Source organism: Thiolapillus sp. (genome assembly GCF_048562965.1).
In the GTDB taxonomy this organism is placed as follows: Bacteria; Pseudomonadota; Gammaproteobacteria; order Chromatiales; family Chromatiaceae; genus Thiolapillus; species Thiolapillus brandeum_A.
Map to the genome: position 1 here is coordinate 18,314 of NZ_JBHNMF010000002.1, position 14,822 is coordinate 33,135.

Genomic DNA, 14,822 nt, shown 5'->3' on the forward strand with positions numbered 1-14,822 from the left:
CAGGCATGACTGACAAGGTTTTAATGGCGTGTCGGGAATGTGACGCCCTGCAATGGGCGCCCTGGGTTCCCAGGGGACAGAAGGTGCGCTGCCGCGGTTGTGGGGCCACTTTGTATCATCAGCCCAGAGGTGGTCTGGACCGTCCCATCGCTCTGTTGCTTGGTGCCCTGTTTCTGTATGTACTTGCCAACAGCTTTCCGCTGATCACGCTGGATATCGGCGGTGCCGTTCGGGAAACCTCACTGGTGGGTACCTCCTGGGCGCTCTATCAGCATGACATGAAGTTGCTGGGACTGTTGGTGTTCTTTACCAGTCTGGCTATTCCGGGGATGATCCTTCTGAGCACTTTGTACGTATTGACCGGGTTGCGTTGGCAGCTGAGATTGCCTGGGTTGCGACAGATGCTGGTACTGTTGAGCCATATTCATCCCTGGGAAATGGCGGATGTATTTGTCGTCAGCATACTGGTGGCGATGGTGAAGATGTCCGGGATGGCAGACGTGATCATCGATGCGGGTCTGTATGCATTGATTGGTTACATTCTGCTGGGTGTGGCGGCCAGTGCGAGTATGGATGTTTTCGTTCTCTGGCAGCGTCTGGAGAAAATGCCTGATCACCGGGTGCCCGCCGGGCTGAAACAATGAAAAAGCCGCCCCGTGCAAGATCTTTGGGATTGGCCAGCTGCGATATCTGTCGTCAGATTGTTCGCTTGCCGAATTCGCCTTCCATCCGTCTCCAATGCCCGCGTTGTGGAGGGACAATACATTCCCGTATCACCCACAGTCTCAGCCGCACCTGGGCTTTGCTGCTGGCGTCCATGATTCTCTATGTGCCTGCCAATGTCTATCCGGTGATGAAGAACACCTATCTCGGCGCAGAAAGCGACAACACTATCCTGAGTGGTGTGGTGCTGTTCCTGAAAGAAGGGGACTGGGTATTGGCGCTGGTTATCTTTACTGCCAGCATCATCGTGCCCTTGCTGAAGATGGTGAGTCTGCTGTATCTGCTCATGAACGTGCGCAAGGCGCCGCATGAAAGACGGGCCAGACAGCAGACGATACTGTACCGTGTAACCGAACTGGTGGGCCGCTGGTCCATGGTGGATGTGTTTGTTATCGGCATTCTCACCGCGCTGGTACAAATGGGAGTCATCTCAACGGTGGAGCCGGGTATTGGCGCGATGGCATTCGGTGCGGTTGTGGTGCTGACCATGTTGGCGGCTATCAGTTTCGATCCAAGGCTTATTTGGGACAGGGACCTGACATGAAAGAACAGAACGACAGACTCGAGGAACTGCCGGAAGCACTGGTGGCGGCGGATCATCCCGGGTTTTCTTTCGTATGGCTGGTTCCCCTGGTGGCCCTGATCATCGGTATCGTCCTTATTTACAAGGAATATTCCAGCCTGGGGCCGTCCGTGGAAATCCGGTTTCAGAGTGCAGAGGGTATCGAACCCAACAAGACAGAAATCAAATACCGCGATGTTGTGATTGGCAAGGTCAAGAACTTACAGTTTACGGATGATCTTTCTCACGTCATGGTGGAAGCGCAGTTGAACAAGGATATGGAGAGCCTGCTCTCGTCCGATACCCGCTTCTGGGTGGTGAGACCGCGAATTGGTGCCACGGGCGCCAGCGGCATCAGTACCCTGTTCAGTGGCGTATACATCGCTGTAGATCCCGGAGAAGCCGGTGCTTATACGCAACAGTTCGTCGGTCTTGAGGAGCCGCCCAAGATCCTTTCGGATGCCAGGGGAAGCTCGTTCAGACTGCGGGCGAAAAGCCTGGGTTCCATTTCGATCGGCTCTCTCGTTTATCACCGCCAGATTCAGGTGGGCGAGGTGACCGGATATCGCCTGGTGCCGGAGCAGGATTACGTGGCGCTGGATGTATTCATCAATGAGCCGGCCAACAAGCTGGTGCGGCGCAACACGCGCTTCTGGAACGTCTCCGGAATGGATGTGGAGGTGACCGGTGGTGGGGTAAAGGTTGAGATGGAATCACTCACTTCCCTGCTGGCCGGCGGCGTGGCTTTCGATTCGGCACTGACACTTGGCGATGACCAGCCCGCCGCGGAGGGTACGGAGTTCCAGCTGTATGAATCCCGGGAAGAGAGTCAGAAGAAGGTCATTCAACTCAGCCTGCCGTACATTCTGTATTTCGACGATTCGGTACGCGGTCTTTCGGTTGGTGCATCCGTGGAATTTCGCGGCATTCCCGTCGGCAAGGTGCTGGACATCTCCCTGGAAGAAAGCATCGATGATGGGCTCGTGCGCATAGCGGTACTGGTGGGGCTGGAACCGGATCTGGTGCCTTTTGAAAGCCTGGATCCCGGTCTCGATGAAGAAGAACGCAAAGCCTTCTTCCACAGTACGCTGGAGAAACTGGTGGCCAAAGGACTGCGCGCCAGACTGATCACAGGCAACCTGCTCAGTGGGCAGCTGATCGTGGATATGGATTTTGACAAAGAAGCGGAGATGGCATCCATCGACTATTCCGGCAAGTATCCCGTGCTGCCTACCACTACCGGATCACTGACCAGTATCACCAACAGCCTGGTGGCTATCCTGGGCAAGCTGAAGCGCCTGCCGCTGGATGAAATGGGTGAGCATTTTCTCAAGGTCAGCGAAGGCATGGATGCATTGGTCAACAGCGAAGGTCTGCTGGACAGCGTGAAAAGCCTGTCATTGGTTTTGGATCACGCCGACCAGATACTGTCCATCGTGGGAGACAAGACTACGCCGATGTTGGATGAAATGGCGCGTTTGAGCACGGATGCCCGAAAAATGGTGCAGCAAGCGGAGAAAACGCTTCAGCAGTTGGAAAAGTCAGCCTCAGATCAGGGCAGCATGGGAGGAGAACTGATAAATACCATGCGCGAACTGGCTGCTGCAGCCAGGGCTGTCAGAGGTGTTGCCGATTACCTGGAAAGACATCCTGAAGCTCTGCTGCAGGGAAAGGCACGCTGAGTTGTAAAAAGCGGACGACGAGGCGATGCTTCATTGTCCGTGTGGAGATCAGAAATACTGCTCTGAAAATGCCATGAGCTTGGATTCCTTGAGGTGCTTGGGAAGGAAATCCAGCTTCTTTTTCAGGGATGGCCATAGCAGGTTGTAATACAGCTCAGCCCTTACCATCGCGACGTTTTTTGCCGGAATGCTTATAGTTCAGTTCCCTGCGTTCATACGGATTCAGGCGTGTGTCTTCTTCCTTGATAGCTGTCATGCCTTGTCAGAGAAGGTGGGATGTTCAATAGGATGGGAAATGTGCGGGGCAGACTCTTGGATGAGAAGGTTGGAGGCACAAAAAAAGCGGCCTGTCAGTTGACAGGCCGCTTCTCGTTTCGGAACACAGAGGGTGGTATCAACCCGCGTTTTCACCATCCGGTGCATCTTCACCAGGATCGTAGCCTTCCGGCAATTCATGGGCGATACCTTTGTGGCAATCGATGCAGGTATAGCCTTTCTCGATGGCTTCTTCATGACGGTCGGCGCTGCGGCTTTCCTGCTTGTCGAAATCCATAGAGTCGAAGTTGTGGCAGTTACGGCATTCGCGGGAATCCGTGTCCTTCATGGCTTTCCAGACATGTTTGGCCAGCTCCAGTTTTTTAGCCTCAAACTTCTCTGGGGTGTCCACATCCTTTACGATAAAGTGGTGATACAGCTCGTTGGAAGCCTGAATCTTGCGTACGATCTTGTGGATCCATTCCCTGGGAACGTGACAATCCGGGCAAGTGGCGCGTACACCGGTACGGTTGGTGAAATGGATGGTGTCCTGCAGTTGCTCATAGGGGTTGTCGCGCATTTCGTGGCAGGAAATACAAAACTGTTCTGTATTCGTCAAGGCAAGTGCCCAGTTGAAACCACCCCATAGAATAATACCCAGAATAATACCGATGATGAGTACAGAAAACGTACCCTTTTTTTGTCCGCTGGTCATGACTGAATCCCCTGCGTGTGTTGCATGAAATAATGGCCCCCGAAGGAGCCATATACAAATACTGGTGTTATTTTACACCTTCAAAGTCGTTTTTGACCAGTGGAGTAGCCTCCATTTGAGGGGCGTGGCACTGGTTGCAGAAGTAACGACGGGTGGATACGTGATCCAGCTTCTTTCCATCACGGGTCAGGAAGTGACTTTCACCCAGCATGGGGGCCTTTTCTTTCTTGTGGTTCTTCTTGCTGTGACATTTCAGGCAGCCATTGTTCTTGAGATTGATCTTATACTTTTCAATCTTGTGGGGAATCAGGGGAGGTTGTTGCTTGTAATTCCGCTCGAATCCTCCTTCCTTGGAAACCAATTTTTTCTTGGTGACCTTGAGAGATGCGCCTTCGATGTCCTGGGTGCCGCGAAGTGAAGCAACGCCTTCTTTGGCAACAACAGTATTGCTACTGACAACGGCTAAAACAAATGCCGCTACGGTAATGCTAATGATCTTTTTCATGCTAATCTCCATCAACTCAAAAATTAAACTGTATGTTTGGAATATTTTTCAACGGATTTTAAAGCGGGTAGTGCTGCGTTGGAAAAGCGGTTGCCAAACTGGAATACATTGACAGCACAGACATCGATACAACGGCCACAGTTGGTGCATTGATTGGCCAGTATCACGGGGCCGATTCCTTTGGCGGCGCCTTTAAGCGCTGGCTTGATGACCTGGGATTCAGGACAGACGTTGAAACAATCCATGCAATCATCACAGGCCTCCCGGTTGATTGCGGTCACACGCACAACGGCTCGGGTGGACAACAGACTGTAAAAGGCACCCACCGGACAGTAATGCCCGCACCAGCCATCCCGGGAAACCAGCAGATCGAACAGAAAGATCGCCAATACCAAAACCCAGGCCAGCCCCATGCTGAACACGATGCCCCGAAACATGATCGATACCGGGTTGACCAGTTCCCAGACGATGCCGCCAGTCACCAGAGGCAATATCAAGGTCAATGCCAGGATCCAGTAGCGTGTGCTGCGGGATGCATGGGAACTGCCGCGAATACCCAGTTTGCGGCGCAGCCAGGCGGCGGCGTCGGTAACCATGTTGACCGGGCACACCCAGGAGCAATACACCCGACCACCCATCAGCGCATAAAACACCAGTACGATAAGCGCGCCGACGAAAGCCGTGGTCTCTGGCGTGACGCCGGATACCATGGCCTGCAACAGGATGTAGGGATCGGTGAGGGGCAGGGTATCCAGCGTCAGGCTGGATGCCAGATTGCCTTTGACGATCCAAAGCCCGAACCAGGGGCCGGCAACGAACGCGGCCAGAATACCCAGCTGACTGATACGCCTTAGGATCAACCACTTGTGCGCGCCAATCCAGCCTTTGGCCTGAACAGCTTCTTTCCCGACATCTTGGGGCATGTTGGCCATGGCTATTTATCCTCCGTCTTGCCGTTGAGTGTATCCAGCGGATTGGAGGAGAAAGGCGAATCAGGCGTCTTCTTGTCAATGATCAATCCTTCACCCTGGAGGTCATAACGAACCCCCTCAGGCAGGTTGTATTGATGTTTGACATCGGGTGTGACCAGAGACTTACCGGCTTTTTCCTTCTCTTTCCAGCCGAAACGGTAGTGGTGTCCCAGCTCACCCTTGGCCAGATCAGTGGGGAAGACCTTGATAGCGGCCTTTTCCAGTATGCAGGCTCTTTCGCACAATCCGCAGCCCGTGCAGGCATCAGAATGCACTACCGGGATGAACAGGGCATGTTTACCGGATCGCTGATTGTGCTGCAGATCCAGAGTAATAGCCTTGTCCCGCAGAGGGCAGACATTGAAACAGACTTCACAGCGGAGTCCCTGGAAAGCGATGCAGTTTTCCTGGTCGATGACAACGGCCAGCCCCATGCGGGATTTTTCGATATCCGTCAGGGAATGATCCAGCGCATTCGTCGGGCAGGCTTTGACGCAGGGAATGTCCTCACACATCTCGCAAGGCCCGGTACGGGCGATGAAATACGGCGATCCCGAAGGAATATCATCACCCAGTTGACCAAGAAACAGGATGTCATAGGGACAATCCCGGGCGCACAGACCACATCGAATGCAGGCGCCCAGAAAGTCTTCTTCCGACAGTGCCCCAGGCGGTCTGATTGCCATAGGCGGCAGGGCATTGGCCCGTTGGGTATAAAAACCCAGGCCGACACCCATGATGCCCACGCTGCAGGCAGTCTTTAGCGTCGTGGTCAAAAACTGCCGACGACTGACGCTTTGTTTGCCCTTGTCTGATTTAGCCATTGCTATAGTAGTCCAGTTCAGCTAGGCGGCCTGCCCGCAAAGAGCAGGCCGCCAACCCATCATGCCTTGGTGATTTTCACCGCGCATTTCTTGTAATCCGTCTCTTTGGAGAGCGGATCGGTCGCATCAAGGGTCAGCTTGTTGACCAGTCGGCCCGCGTCGAACCAGGGTACGAATACCAGGCCCTGAGGCGGTTGGTTACGGCCGCGGGTCTCCACCTTGCAAGTGATGGTGCCTCGGCGGGAGGAGATCTTGGCCATGCGTCCATTACGCAGTTTGAGCTTCTTGGCATCCTTCTTGTTCATGAACACCACCGCATCAGGGACCGCCCGGTACAGTTCAGGAACACGCCGGGTCATGGAACCGGAATGCCAGTGCTCGAGTACCCGGCCAGTACACAGCCACAATGGATAATCACCATCTGGACTCTCTGCAGGCGGCTCATACGGCGCGGTGATGATGTTGGCGCGACCACCATTCTTTGCCTTGTTGCCATAGAAGAATACGTCGCCCTTCTTGCCATCCGGATTATTCTTGGCAACATAAGGATCGTAACCCTCACGGAAACGCCACAGGGTTTCCTTACCGTTCACTACCGGCCAACGCAGACCGCGGGCTTTGTGATACATGTCGTACGGCGCCAGATCATGGCCATGACCACGTCCAAACGAAGCATATTCTTCGAACAGACCTTTCTGAACGTAGAAACCGAAATGCTCCATTTCATCGTTGTCATAAACATTGCCACGCTCGTCTTTCACTTCCTGTTTCGGGAACTGATTGACCTGACCATTCTCATACAGCACTTCATACAATGTCTTGCCTTTGTATTCCGGCTTCTTGGCAATCAGATCCTCGGGCCATACTTCATCTACAGTGAAGCGCTTGGAAAACTCCAGGATCTGCCACAAGTCGGAATGGGCGCCTGCGGGCGGATGAACCTGCTGACGCCAGAACTGGGTGCGGCGCTCTGCATTACCAAATGCGCCTTCCCGTTCACACCACATGGCGGTAGGCAAAATCAGATCCGCTGCCTGTGCGGATACGGTGGGATAGGGGTCAGATACCGCAATGAAGTTGTCAGGGTTTCTAAAACCAGGATATGGCTCGGTATTGGTGTTGGCTGCTGCCTGCATGTTGTTGTTGCACATTTGCCAATAGCAGTTCATCACCCCGTCTTTCAGCATGCGCATCATTTTGACAGCGTGGAAGCCGGGTTTGGGGTTGATGGTGCCTTCAGGCAGTTTCCACATTTTTTCGGCGATATCCCTGTGTGCTTTTTTCTTTACCACCAAGTCGGCGGGTAAACGATGTGCAAAGGTGCCTACTTCACGGGCAGTGCCACAGGCGGAAGGCTGGCCGGTAAGTGAGAAAGGACCGTTGCCCGGCGCTGAGATCTTGCCCATCAACAGGTGCACGTTGTAGCACAGGCCGTTGACCCATACGCCGCGCGTGTGCTGGTTGAAGCCCATGGTCCATAAAGAAGTAACTTTCTTGTTTGGATCGGCATAGACTTTTGCCAGACGTTCCAGTTGTTTTTTGGGAACCCCGGACATCTTGGAGGCTTTTTCCAGCGTGTAGGGTTCTACTGACTTGGCATAGTCCTCGAAACTGATCTTGGTCAGCTTGCCTTTCATGCGGTTCTTGGCCTTCTTCTCACGGGGATCCGAAGCGCGCAGACCGTAACCGATATCGGTGGGGGTCTTGTTGAACTGCACGTGTTTCTCGATGAATTCCTTGTTATAGGCCTTGTTCTGAATGATGTAGTTGGCGATATAGTTGAGGATCGCCAGATCGGTTTGGGGAGTGAAGATCATGCCGTTGTCGGCCAGGTCGAAGCAACGGTGCCTGTAGGTGGAAAGCACATGCACTTCACAGCCTTTCTTGGTCAGGCGGGTGTCGGTGATGCGTGACCAGAGGATGGGGTGCATCTCTGCCATGTTGGAACCCCATAGAACGAACACGTCGGCCTTTTCCAGATCATCGTAACAACCCATGGGTTCGTCGATGCCGAAACCCCGCATGAACGCGCCTACGGCAGATGCCATACAATGGCGGGCATTGGGATCCAGATTGTTGGAGCGCAGCCCGGCTTTGATGAATTTGGAAGCGGCATAACCGTCCCACAGGGTCCATTGTCCGGAACCGAACATGCCTACGGAAGTTGGTCCCTTTTTCTTCAAGGACTTTTTCCACTGATCCGCCATGACATCAAATGCTTCGTCCCAGGAAACTTCCTCGAACTTGCCGTTTTTGGCGAACTTGCCGTTCTTTTTCCGCAGCAGGGGCTTGGTCAGGCGGTCTTCACCGTACAGAATCTTGGGTAGGAAATAGCCCTTAATGCAGTTCAGGCCCTTGTTGACAGGAGCATCGGGATCGCCCTGGCTGGCAACAACTTTGTCATCTTTCACACCCAGCAATACGCTGCAGCCGGTGCCGCAGAAACGGCAGGCGGCCTTGTCCCAACGTATGCCGGCGTCTTCATCAGCCGCCAATGCGGTTTTTGCGGCGGGCAGTGTAACGCCCGCAGTTGCCGCTGCAGCAGCAATGGCGTTGCTTTTGATAAAATCACGTCTAGTTAAACTCACGGATTACCTCCTCGTTAAGATCATCCCCACCGTAGTGGTAAATCAAGGTTGCACTCACTACACCTTCGAGTGAGTTGAATGTCATCATGGTGTCGCCAGCGGAATTTTCTTCACTGTCTTCCACTGTGACGATTAGTTTTCCTTCATCCACCCCCCCGTGAACTTCCACGCCGGGGATGCTATTCAGCAGTTTTTCGACTTCCGGTCCTCTTTCCGGCCGGGTATGGACGATACAACTGCAGAGATTGGTGGTGTTGCTGTTTTCCATAGGGCTAGGATGCCTCCGGAATTTGGAGTGAAATGGATTGAGTCGGGCATACCGCCAGGCATTCACCGCAGCCGTTGCAAAGCTCCTGATCCAGCAGTGGCGTGGCCCGGCCACCGGTTTCCAGCCGAAAACGGATGGCGTCCGTATCACAGGCATCGCCGCAGGAGCGGCAAACGATGCCGTTCAGGGAAAGGCATTCAGGCTTGATGCTGGCGCGATGTCGCCATGCAAGAGAAGGGGCGGGTACTGGCGCCTGCAATGCACCGGCAGTGCAGGCAGTCAGGCAGTCGCCGCAAAAGTCGCAGCCTGCTGACTGGAAACTGATCTCGGGAAAGCCGCCGGAACCTCGAAAAAGGAGCCGGTCTTCGCAGGCATTGATGCAGTCGTCACAACGGCTGCAAAGCTGCACAAAATCGTCTTCACCCTCTGCCCAGGGTGGGCGCATCGGTGGCTGTTGGTTGCGAATCTTGCCTCGCAACAACTGGCGTCTGTTTAGGTTGGTTTTCGCGTCATGCGCTTCAAACACATTTCCTGCCTGATAGCTTGGTTACGCGATCAATTACACATTAATTGCCGGGGGAAGGGTTTGATTAAGGTCAAAGATTATGGGTTTATTATGAAATTCTTAAAAACCCTTTGAAATAAAAAGGGAATAAACCGGTTCTTCTATCAACCCCTTCGTTTTCCAAGGCTTGGACTATCGCCACAAGCCGGGGCAGTTTCACAGGCTTATACGATCAAAGTATCTGCCCCGATAAAGCAGCCGCTGGCTGTTTTTCTCGAAGCCGGTGCGCGTATGCAGCACATTGTTGCAGATGAGACCCTGACCGGCACCCAGCGTGCCTTCTATATAGTAAGGGTTGTCCGGGTTCATGATGCTGCCCAGGAATGCCACGGCCTGTCGGGTGAGTTCGTCGTCCCGCCACTCGATATTGCGTTTGCGGTGGGTGTAGCGCATGTGCAGGCTGCCATTGTCCTGCAGCATGAACACAGATCCCCGCGCCCAGCCGCGTAATTCTTCACCGTTCACCACGTTGGGGGGGATGCTCATGGCCTGTGGGTGTTCGAAAGCGCGGATGAAATCGGGGTTTTCATCCCGCAGCATGATGTAGGCAATCTCATGATCGAGGAGCTGATTCATGCCGCCTTCGGATGCCGGGCGGACACAATGCAGCAGCAAGCCGTGAATCTGTTTGTCCAGATCGTTGTAGTAGCCATCCGTGTGCCAGGCGATGGGACGATTCGTGTAGGGAATATAGCCGGTGCGGGGTTCCTCATTCGCCTGTTCCAGGGAGGAGATGGCATCGCCGTCGGCACACATGTTGTGATCCAGCCGTTCCAGCCCGAACTGCAGCCCGAGTCGGCGGACGATTTCCTTGTCCGGGTCTTCACCCGTGCTGCCGGCATAGATGGCCATATTGGTTTTTCTCAGTATTTCCGACAGCTTGCTGTGCTGGGCAGGCGTCAGGCTGCGTGGGTCATCGACCTCCACCACCAGTGATTCAAGCGCTGTGGGATAGTTCCGGAGTTTTTCGTCCCGCCATTGCCGGTATGTATCATTGTCATTCAGATCGAAAGGGTTGCTCATCCTACTTTGTCCAGTTGACGGCGCCGGAAAGCCACGCCGCGTTGTTTAGCCAGTTGTTCACAGGCCTGAATATCCACGCCCTTGAGTCCGTCGATGGCGGTGGCGGTTACGTTGGGAATGTATTTGGGTGCTTCTTCGAGAAAAGACAGCATGGCTTCCCACGAGCCCGGCAGTGCCGGGTGGCAATACCGTTCATACACATCCGAGTTCTGGGCGTTCATGGACACCGAAAGGCTGTCCACCACGCCCTGCATTTCCGGCAGTACGTCGCGCTTGTTCACCAGGTTGGCGAGGCCATCGGTGTTGATGCGCACCTTGCCGCCGTGAGCCTTGATCCACCGGGCGATCTCCATCAGTACCTTGAAACGCAGGGTGGGTTCACCGAATCCGCAAAACACGATTTCGTCATAGTCTGCCGGATTGCCGATCGCTCCGATGATCTCGTCCACTTCCGGGCGGTGATCCAGGCTGAGATCGAATTCATGCACCCTGGGGCCCTGATCCGTGTGCTTGGGGCAGAACTGGCACTCCAGGGTGCAACGGTCGGTGATGTTCAGGTACAGACTGTTGCGGATGGGGTAGGCGAGTTCTGTCATGCTCAGGGTTTGGCCAGCCGGATGTCACCAAAAAGTGACAGGGATTCCATGATGGCTTTGGCATCACCACTGATGGCCACGGCCTGCTTGCGTGAGGCAAAGTATTTGCGTCCCATCTCCCTGACATCCTGCTTGCGTACTTTCTCGATGCCAGGCACGTACCTGGCCAGATCTGCGGGCGTCTTGCCGTCGATCCAGTAGCCGGTGAGGGTGGATGCCAGTGCGGATGAGGTTTCATTGGAAAGCAGGAAACTGCCCTTGAGATAACGCTGGGCGCGTGTCAGTTCCTCGTCCTCCGGCAGCGTGGTGGCCAGCCGGTCCAGCTCATAGAAGATCTCCGTCAGTGTGGCGGCGGTCACGTCGTTGCGGACCGAAGCGCTGATGCTGAAGATGCCGCCCTTGGCCCAGTCTGATACTGAAGCGTGTGGGGAATAGGTGTAGCCCTTTTCTTCCCGTATATTCTGGGTCAGGCGGCTGCCGAAAGCGCCGCCGAAAATGGTGTTTGCCACCTTGAGTGAAAATTCATCGGGATTGCCTGCCGCGGGCATGGGACGGCCCACGTAGATCGTGGACTGCACAGATTTCGGACGGTCCACTACCAGGAATTGCTGCCTGGTGGTGGCCGGGGCAGGTGGAATGGCCGCAAGCTTTTTACCACTGCTCTTCCAGTCACCGAAGTGCTTTTCAGCCAGTCCGGCCATTTTGTCGGTTGGCAGATTGCCTACCATCACCAGAATGCCCTGGTCCGGGCGAAACCGTTGCTGATAGACGGCGAGCAGGTCTTTTGGCGTAACCCTGGCGACAACCTTCGGGTCCGGGTTGACGAAAGCATAGGGGTGTTTGCCGAACAGCTCGGTATAGAAAACCTGCGACAGGTCATAGGATGGCTGGGATTTGTTGGCGATGATGGTCTGCAGTTCATTCTCGATCGCCAGTTTGACCTCATCTTCCGGAAAACTGGCATGGCGGGCCGTATCCGCCAGGATTTCCAGCAGCTGACCGGTCCCCGAAGAAAGGCCGTCAATGCCGATATAGGAAATGTCCTTACCGATACCAACGCTGATATCCGCGCCAAGCGCCTGCAGTTCTTCTGCAATCTGGCGGGAAGTGCGTTTCCTGGTGCCTGCGCTGATGGTCGAAGACAGTATGTCGCTCACGCCCCGGAGATTTTCCGGGTCGGATGCAGAACCGCCCCTGACCGCAAGATACATGGAAATCAGCGGCAGGCCCGGGCGTTCGATGAGCCACAGCGTCAGACCGTTGGGCAGTTTCTTTTCCACCACGGCAGGAAGGATCAGGGGTTTGTCTTGGGCGTAGGCTGGCAGCCCCTTGATGGGCGCGTCCTTTTCCTTCGTCGCCGAGACGTTGCCAGCGGCTGCCAGCAGGGAAAGACTGAGGAACATGCTGATGATCCGGTTCTTCTTCATGGCTGCTTCTCCTGATGCTGTTGGGCCACCTGGCGATCGATCCAGCTGCGGTTGGCGACGGTAAGGTATTTTTCCGCAACGCGCTGGATGTCCTTTGAAGTGATCTTGCGGATGAGGTCCGGATAACTGTTCACCAGGTCGGCATCACCGTGCAGCAGCTGGGTGATGGCCAGATAGTTGGCCCGGTCGATATAGCTGGCCAGTTGCTTGTAAAAATCGGCGATCATTTTTGTTTTGACGGCCTTCAGGCGTTTCGGGTCTATGCCTTGTCTGGCAAGCTGGTTGATCACGCCCTGTATATCGCTGGTGTCCTGTGCGGCACTGCTGCCAGGCTTGTAGATGCCGAAAGCCACCATAAGGCTGGGGCCGGCGAAGGTTAGGGGGTCACCCAGGGGCCAACCCATGCCGCCTGAGATGGAAAGCATGGACTGCTTCTCCTTGACCATTTTCTGGTAAAGAAGGCTGGCATCGCCACCCAACAGAACCTCACCCAGCACGGCCAGCGGGTAGTAGTCCGCGCTGTCAGGTCCGGGCATCTTCCAGCCGATGGCCAGTGCGGGCGCCATGGCGTGTTCGTCCGTCTCTTTTGCAAAGCGTTCCTTGGTATTCGGTTTTTCCGAAACGTCGGGGAGTTTTGGCAGCTTCGCCGCCGGGATGCTGCCGAAATACTTGTTTACCAGCTTGTAGGCGGTGTCACCGTCCACGTCTCCGGCAATGGCGATTACCGCATTGTTCGGCGCGTAGTAGGTGTGATGGAAGCGTTCGACGTCCTCGATGCTGGCTTTGTCCAGGTCAACGAAAGAGCCATAGCCGTCATGGGCGTTCTCCCATTTGTTGAATGCCAGGGCAGCGAGATCCGTCCAGAAAAACAGGCCATAGGGCTTGTTTTTTACATTGACGCGAATTTCCTCTTTTACAACGTCGCGCTGGTTGTCGAGATTTTCCTCGGAAAAATCCAGGTGGCGCATACGGTCTGCCTCCAGCCACAAAACGGGTTCGAGGGCGGAGACGGGGGCGGTGGATATATAGTTGGTGTAGTCATACCGGGTGGAGCCGTTGAGAGAGCCTCCGCCACCCTGGATGATCTTCACGAAACTGCCCTTGGGGGCATTGGGAGTCCCTTCGAACATCATATGTTCGAAAAGATGGGCGAAGCCGGTACGCCCCCTGGGTTCCAGGCGAAAACCTACATGGTAAGCAATGGACAGGCCGAAGGTGGGGGAGCTGTGATCCTCCGAAACCACCAGGGTCAGGCCGTTGTCCAGTTTGTAGGTATGGACAGGCAGCTTCTGTCCGGCCATCGCACCGGAAAAGACCAGCAGCAATGCCGGCCACATTTTGCAGAATATTTTTTTCATCTTGTTTTGCTTCTCCTTGTCCGCTTGTACCGCAGATTGTTGCTGATCTTGCAGACCCAAAAAATCAGGTCCGGTTCAGCGGTTTCCCAGTTGTCAGAGGTCTTATCAATAAGAAAATGGTAATATTCTTATTGATGACGCCGGCGAACGAAAATTTTAGCACTCCATGAAATAAATGGGAAGATACGTGCGGTTTTTTGTGTTGGAGAACAGGTTAATTGTCAAAAACTAATTATTTGAAAAATAAAATAGTAAATAACTACTTAACAATATAAGCAAAAACTGAAATACTAATATGCAGATGACGAGTTGGACGCATCTACAAACAAAGAAGTTCCACTAAACTGATTTTGGAGATTTACGATGAAAAAAATGATTAAAGTTGCTGCTGTTGCAGCTCTGCTTACCGCTTCTGCTTCTGCTTCTGCATGGTGGGGTGGTCCTTGGGGTGGCGATCGCGGTTACGGTAACAACGCATGGGACGACGCATGGGACGGTATTGGCGACGGTTACGGTTCTGGTGACTTCAGCTTCGGCATGAGCGGTTCTGCACGTGGCAACGGCTATGGCCGTGGTTACAACCGTTACAACGGCTACAATGGCTACGGCTATGCCCCTTACGGTTATGCTCCTTACGGCGCTCCTTATGGTTATGCTCCTTATGGTGCTCCTGCTGCTCCTCAGGCTCCTGCGGCTCCTGCCAAGTAAGTTTGTTGAGACATCAGGTGTGCCCGCGGTATCGGTACACCTGATGGTATTG

Annotated in this window: 15 protein-coding genes; 4 read left to right on the top strand and 11 right to left on the bottom strand. The window is 54.3% G+C overall.

Annotated elements, in window-relative coordinates; translation table 11 throughout:
* The first annotated feature begins 5 nt into the window (after positions 1 to 5).
* The 3 genes from ACOCD2_RS00305 to ACOCD2_RS00315 are packed head-to-tail and all read left to right on the top strand — an operon-like array spanning position 6 to position 2,967.
* Positions 6 to 644 carry a paraquat-inducible protein A gene (locus ACOCD2_RS00305; RefSeq protein ID WP_293644344.1) on the top strand — a complete coding sequence of 213 codons (639 nt, stop codon included), beginning with the start codon at positions 6 to 8 and terminating at the stop codon, positions 642 to 644.
* The gene (locus ACOCD2_RS00310; RefSeq protein ID WP_293644346.1) at positions 641 to 1,267 is read left to right on the top strand and encodes a paraquat-inducible protein A; all 627 of its coding nucleotides are present in this window, start codon (positions 641 to 643) and stop codon (positions 1,265 to 1,267) included. The genes ACOCD2_RS00305 and ACOCD2_RS00310 overlap by 4 nt, the downstream gene beginning before the upstream one ends.
* Positions 1,264 to 2,967: an intermembrane transport protein PqiB gene (locus ACOCD2_RS00315; RefSeq protein WP_293644348.1), complete on the top strand. Its 1,704-nt coding sequence runs from the start codon at positions 1,264 to 1,266 to the stop codon at positions 2,965 to 2,967. The genes ACOCD2_RS00310 and ACOCD2_RS00315 overlap by 4 nt, the downstream gene beginning before the upstream one ends.
* A 394-nt stretch (positions 2,968 to 3,361) precedes the next feature.
* Here the strand turns inward: ACOCD2_RS00315 and ACOCD2_RS00320 are convergent, their stop codons facing one another.
* The 11 genes from ACOCD2_RS00320 to ACOCD2_RS00370 all read right to left on the bottom strand — a co-directional run bounded on the left by ACOCD2_RS00320 (position 3,362) and on the right by ACOCD2_RS00370 (position 14,122).
* Entirely contained in the window at positions 3,362 to 3,937 is a 576-nt protein-coding gene (locus ACOCD2_RS00320) for a NapC/NirT family cytochrome c (RefSeq protein ID WP_293644350.1), read from the bottom strand.
* Between the two features lie 67 nt (positions 3,938 to 4,004).
* Complete coding sequence (locus ACOCD2_RS00325) at positions 4,005 to 4,442, bottom strand: nitrate reductase cytochrome c-type subunit (RefSeq protein WP_293644352.1); 438 nt, start codon at positions 4,440 to 4,442, stop codon at positions 4,005 to 4,007.
* Positions 4,443 to 4,465: 23 nt separating this feature from the next.
* Positions 4,466 to 5,374: a quinol dehydrogenase ferredoxin subunit NapH gene (napH, locus tag ACOCD2_RS00330; RefSeq protein ID WP_293644354.1), complete on the bottom strand. Its 909-nt coding sequence runs from the start codon at positions 5,372 to 5,374 to the stop codon at positions 4,466 to 4,468.
* 2 nt (positions 5,375 to 5,376) lie between these two features.
* A complete protein-coding gene (napG, locus tag ACOCD2_RS00335; RefSeq protein ID WP_293644356.1) occupies positions 5,377 to 6,237 on the bottom strand; it encodes a ferredoxin-type protein NapG in 861 nt (286 codons plus the stop codon).
* Positions 6,238 to 6,296: 59 nt separating this feature from the next.
* Entirely contained in the window at positions 6,297 to 8,825 is a 2,529-nt protein-coding gene (gene napA / locus ACOCD2_RS00340; RefSeq protein ID WP_293644358.1) for a nitrate reductase catalytic subunit NapA, read from the bottom strand.
* The gene (locus ACOCD2_RS00345) at positions 8,812 to 9,093 is read right to left on the bottom strand and encodes a chaperone NapD (RefSeq protein WP_293644360.1); all 282 of its coding nucleotides are present in this window, start codon (positions 9,091 to 9,093) and stop codon (positions 8,812 to 8,814) included. Before ACOCD2_RS00345 ends, napA begins: the two co-directional genes overlap by 14 nt.
* A gap of 4 nt (positions 9,094 to 9,097) precedes the next feature.
* Complete coding sequence (gene napF / locus ACOCD2_RS00350) at positions 9,098 to 9,619, bottom strand: ferredoxin-type protein NapF (protein ID WP_293644362.1); 522 nt, start codon at positions 9,617 to 9,619, stop codon at positions 9,098 to 9,100.
* A 195-nt stretch (positions 9,620 to 9,814) separates the two neighbouring features.
* On the bottom strand, positions 9,815 to 10,681 hold the full coding sequence (locus ACOCD2_RS00355; RefSeq protein ID WP_293644364.1) for a TauD/TfdA family dioxygenase: 867 nt from the start codon (positions 10,679 to 10,681) through the stop codon (positions 9,815 to 9,817).
* Positions 10,678 to 11,277, bottom strand: coding sequence for a TatD family nuclease-associated radical SAM protein (locus ACOCD2_RS00360; protein WP_293644365.1), 600 nt, complete (start codon positions 11,275 to 11,277; stop codon positions 10,678 to 10,680). Before ACOCD2_RS00360 ends, ACOCD2_RS00355 begins: the two co-directional genes overlap by 4 nt.
* A 2-nt stretch (positions 11,278 to 11,279) precedes the next feature.
* Complete coding sequence (locus tag ACOCD2_RS00365; RefSeq protein WP_293644367.1) at positions 11,280 to 12,704, bottom strand: M16 family metallopeptidase; 1,425 nt, start codon at positions 12,702 to 12,704, stop codon at positions 11,280 to 11,282.
* Complete coding sequence (locus tag ACOCD2_RS00370; RefSeq protein ID WP_293652313.1) at positions 12,701 to 14,122, bottom strand: M16 family metallopeptidase; 1,422 nt, start codon at positions 14,120 to 14,122, stop codon at positions 12,701 to 12,703. Before ACOCD2_RS00370 ends, ACOCD2_RS00365 begins: the two co-directional genes overlap by 4 nt.
* 303 nt (positions 14,123 to 14,425) lie before the next feature.
* On the opposite strand from ACOCD2_RS00370, the gene ACOCD2_RS00375 reads away from it, so the two are divergent.
* A complete protein-coding gene (locus tag ACOCD2_RS00375; RefSeq protein ID WP_293644371.1) occupies positions 14,426 to 14,770 on the top strand; it encodes a sulfur globule family protein in 345 nt (114 codons plus the stop codon).
* Positions 14,771 to 14,822 lie beyond the last annotated feature (52 nt).

What these genes read in the sequence shown, in the direction of transcription:
- ACOCD2_RS00305 (WP_293644344.1), top strand. Translation starts at nt 6, where the DNA reads ATGACTGACAAGGTTTTAATGGCGTGTCGGGAATGTGACGCCCTGCAA.
- ACOCD2_RS00310 (WP_293644346.1), top strand. Translation starts at nt 641, where the DNA reads ATGAAAAAGCCGCCCCGTGCAAGATCTTTGGGATTGGCCAGCTGCGAT.
- ACOCD2_RS00315 (WP_293644348.1), top strand. Translation starts at nt 1,264, where the DNA reads ATGAAAGAACAGAACGACAGACTCGAGGAACTGCCGGAAGCACTGGTG.
- ACOCD2_RS00320 (WP_293644350.1), bottom strand. Translation starts at nt 3,937, where the DNA reads ATGACCAGCGGACAAAAAAAGGGTACGTTTTCTGTACTCATCATCGGT.
- ACOCD2_RS00325 (WP_293644352.1), bottom strand. Translation starts at nt 4,442, where the DNA reads ATGAAAAAGATCATTAGCATTACCGTAGCGGCATTTGTTTTAGCCGTT.
- napH (WP_293644354.1), bottom strand. Translation starts at nt 5,374, where the DNA reads ATGGCCAACATGCCCCAAGATGTCGGGAAAGAAGCTGTTCAGGCCAAA.
- napG (WP_293644356.1), bottom strand. Translation starts at nt 6,237, where the DNA reads ATGGCTAAATCAGACAAGGGCAAACAAAGCGTCAGTCGTCGGCAGTTT.
- ACOCD2_RS00345 (WP_293644360.1), bottom strand. Translation starts at nt 9,093, where the DNA reads ATGGAAAACAGCAACACCACCAATCTCTGCAGTTGTATCGTCCATACC.
- ACOCD2_RS00355 (WP_293644364.1), bottom strand. Translation starts at nt 10,681, where the DNA reads ATGAGCAACCCTTTCGATCTGAATGACAATGATACATACCGGCAATGG.
- ACOCD2_RS00360 (WP_293644365.1), bottom strand. Translation starts at nt 11,277, where the DNA reads ATGACAGAACTCGCCTACCCCATCCGCAACAGTCTGTACCTGAACATC.
- ACOCD2_RS00365 (WP_293644367.1), bottom strand. Translation starts at nt 12,704, where the DNA reads ATGAAGAAGAACCGGATCATCAGCATGTTCCTCAGTCTTTCCCTGCTG.
- ACOCD2_RS00375 (WP_293644371.1), top strand. Translation starts at nt 14,426, where the DNA reads ATGAAAAAAATGATTAAAGTTGCTGCTGTTGCAGCTCTGCTTACCGCT.